Here is a 3,077-nt window from a genome sequence, read left to right as displayed (position 1 = left end):
GAGAAAGATTATAAACGTAAATATGAAGGTTACGATCCTAATTCTCCAGAATCTATGATTGGTATGACTTTAATGCAAGAAGAATATTTAGATAATAGTATAACGCTTGCTACCAAAATAGAGGAAAATTTTGAAAAATTAGGAAAAAAACTTCGCCATGGAGGAGTAAAACAAGCACCTTTTATGGTACTTCACAAAGCATATATGCCAAGAGTTTTGGTTGAAACTGGCTTTGTGTCGAACCCAACAGAAGGGAATATTTTGAATTCTGAAGAAGGTCAAGATGATATTGCCAAAGCAATTGCAGAAGCAATCTTAAGTTACAAACGCGAATATTTTGGGACAGGAGCGGAAGCTACTGAGAGTCGGCCCATAAGAGATACGACTCCTGCAAAACCTAAAACAAGTACGCCAATTGCAGTAGCGAAGAATAGTCCAAAAGGGACTTTTTTTAAAGTACAGCTTATTGCGAGCATAAAAAAAACACCTTTAGAACCTAAAAACTTTAAAGGATTGAAAAATGTAACGATGGTATATGAAAACAATATTTATAAATATTTCTACGAAGAAACTTCAAGTTACGAGACAGCCCAAAAATATCTGCAAGAAGCTAAAAGTAAAGGATATGGCGCTGCATTTTTAGTAGCAACTAAAGATGGTGAAAAAATCAGTATTCAGGACGCGATTAAATAATAAGCTCAAGTTCGAATATTTATATTAATTTTGTACAAACACTTAGAATTTTGAAACTAACAAGAGAAATTAAAACGGCTATTTTAGTCATCGTATCTATTTTATTATTTATCTGGGGATATAGTTTTTTAAAAGGCAGAGATCTTTTTACTAATTATACCGTATTATACGCTGAATATGATAATGTTGAAGACTTAGCACCATCAGCTCCAGTAACACTTAATGGACTTGCAATTGGTAAAGTAAGTAAAATTACAATTGATGAAGTAACTGGTAAATTATTGGTTGAACTTCAGCTTAAAACAGATTTTCCAATTTCTAAAAGCAGTACAGCTGCAATTTATTCTCCAAGTTTAATTGCAGGAAAACAAATTAAAATCATTCCAAATTTTGCTGACAAAGAATTAGCCGAAGACGGACAGAAATTAACTTCTACTGTTGAATTGGGGTTGACAGAATCATTAGGAGGAAAAATAGAGCCAATTCAGCAAAAGCTTGATAAAATGCTTTTGAATATTGATAATTTGGTTACAGGATTAAACAATACTTTAGACAAGAATACTCAGGAAAATCTAAAGAAAACAATTGCTGAGTTGAGTCAGACAATGCAACAATTTCATAAAGCATCTGGTAGTCTTAACAATATCTTAGATACCAATAAAGGTCAGATAAATGGAATGGTTACAAACTTCAATAAAATGTCTGGCAACTTCAATAAGATTTCAGATTCATTAAACAAAGCAGATTTGGGTAAAACAGTTCGTAACTTGAACCAAACTTTAGCTAAAGTTGATGTTTTAATGAGTAATTTGAATTCTGGAAAAGGGACAGCAGGAAAAATACTTAACGATGAGGCTTTATATAATAACCTGACTAAAACTTCAAAAGAGCTAGAATTGTTATTGCAAGACCTTCGTCTTTATCCAACCCGTTACGTAAACGTTTCTCTTTTTGGAAAGAAAAACAAACCATACGTAGCGCCAACAGAAGAAACAAACTCAACTGATAAAAAATAAGTATAAATGAGTTATTTAGATAATATTTTATTCGCAGTACTTCTTATAGTAGGTTTCGGTTTTTTTGCAGCGAGCGTAAAAAAAATCATCCGAAATATTAATTTAGGAGTCGATGTAGATCGAAAAGATAATCCTAAAGCTCGTTGGAAAAACATGGCCTTGATTGCTCTTGGGCAATCAAAAATGGTGAGACGCCCTGTTGCTGGAATACTGCATATATTTGTATATGTAGGTTTTATAATTATCAATATTGAATTGCTTGAAATCATTATTGATGGACTTTTTGGAACTCATAGAGTTTTTGCGCCCTATTTAGGCGTAGTTTATGACGTTTTAATTGCTTCATTTGAAATTTTGGCAATACTTGTAATTATTGCAGTAGTAACGTTTTGGATTAGAAGAAATGTAATTCGCTTAAAGCGTTTTATTAATTCAGACTTGAACGGATTTCCAAAAAGTGATGCCAATTACATTCTGTATTTTGAGACAGTTTTAATGATTCTGTTTTTATTGATGAATGCTTCAGATTTGCATTTGCAGAATGTTCCAGGTGGATATTCTCATTTTCATAAAGCAGGAAGTTATCCAATAAGCCAGTTTATTGCTCCAATTTTTAATGGTACATCTAACGAAGTTGTTGGGTTATTGTTTGAAGTTTTTTGGTGGTTGCATATTGTTGGTATTTTAGTTTTCATGAACTATTTATACTTCTCAAAACACTTGCACATTCTTTTGGCTTTCCCGAATACGTATTTTGCAAACTTAAAACCAGAGGGACAATTTGATAATTTGGCTTCTGTGACAAAAGAGGTAAAATTAATGATGGATCCAAATGCTGATCCGTTTGCGGCAGCTCCGGTTGATGAAAACGCGGCTCCGAGTAAATTTGGTGCAAGTGATGTTCAGGATTTAAACTGGGTTCAGTTATTAAATGCTTATACATGTACAGAATGCGGACGTTGTACTTCGTCTTGCCCTGCAAATCAAACGGGTAAAAAATTGTCTCCACGTAAAATTATGATGGATACGAGAGATCGTTTAACGGAAGTGGGTAAAAATATCGATGCCAATAAAGGTGTATTTGTTCCAGATAATAAATCACTTTTAAACGATTATATTACTCCAGAAGAATTATGGGCTTGTACCTCTTGTAATGCTTGCGTTGAAGAATGTCCTGTAAATATTAGTCCGTTATCTATTATTATGGATATGCGTCGTTACTTGGTTATGGAACAAAGTGCTGCGCCAATGTCATTAAACGCAATGATGACTAATATTGAAAATAACGGTGCACCATGGCAATATAGCCAGCAAGACCGTTTAAATTGGAAAAACGAAAATTAAGATTTATTGTTTAATCGGTTAGTT

3 protein-coding genes are annotated in these 3,077 nt (G+C 33.2%); all 3 read left to right on the top strand.

Annotated features, from left to right (window positions below; translation table 11 throughout):
• A partial coding sequence (locus B3J44_RS22635; RefSeq protein ID WP_286971587.1) for an N-acetylmuramoyl-L-alanine amidase family protein occupies positions 1 to 693 on the top strand: 693 nt, incomplete at its 5' end.
• 50 nt (positions 694 to 743) lie between these two features.
• Positions 744 to 1,709: an MlaD family protein gene (locus tag B3J44_RS22630; protein ID WP_278020988.1), complete on the top strand. Its 966-nt coding sequence runs from the start codon at positions 744 to 746 to the stop codon at positions 1,707 to 1,709.
• Positions 1,710 to 1,715: 6 nt separating this feature from the next.
• Positions 1,716 to 3,053, top strand: coding sequence for a (Fe-S)-binding protein (locus B3J44_RS22625; RefSeq protein WP_198856313.1), 1,338 nt, complete (start codon positions 1,716 to 1,718; stop codon positions 3,051 to 3,053).
• The last annotated feature ends 24 nt before the right edge of the window (positions 3,054 to 3,077 follow it).

It is taken from the genome of Flavobacterium sp. UBA4854, assembly GCF_002399805.1.
Classification (GTDB): domain Bacteria; phylum Bacteroidota; class Bacteroidia; order Flavobacteriales; family Flavobacteriaceae; genus Flavobacterium; species Flavobacterium ginsengisoli.
The sequence above is the reverse complement of the archived record's forward strand: the minus strand, read 5'-3'. Positions and strand labels throughout refer to the sequence as shown.

Excerpts from the sequence above, each read along its gene's own strand:
- B3J44_RS22625 (WP_198856313.1), top strand. The coding sequence starts at position 1,716 with ATGAGTTATTTAGATAATATTTTATTCGCAGTACTTCTTATAGTAGGT.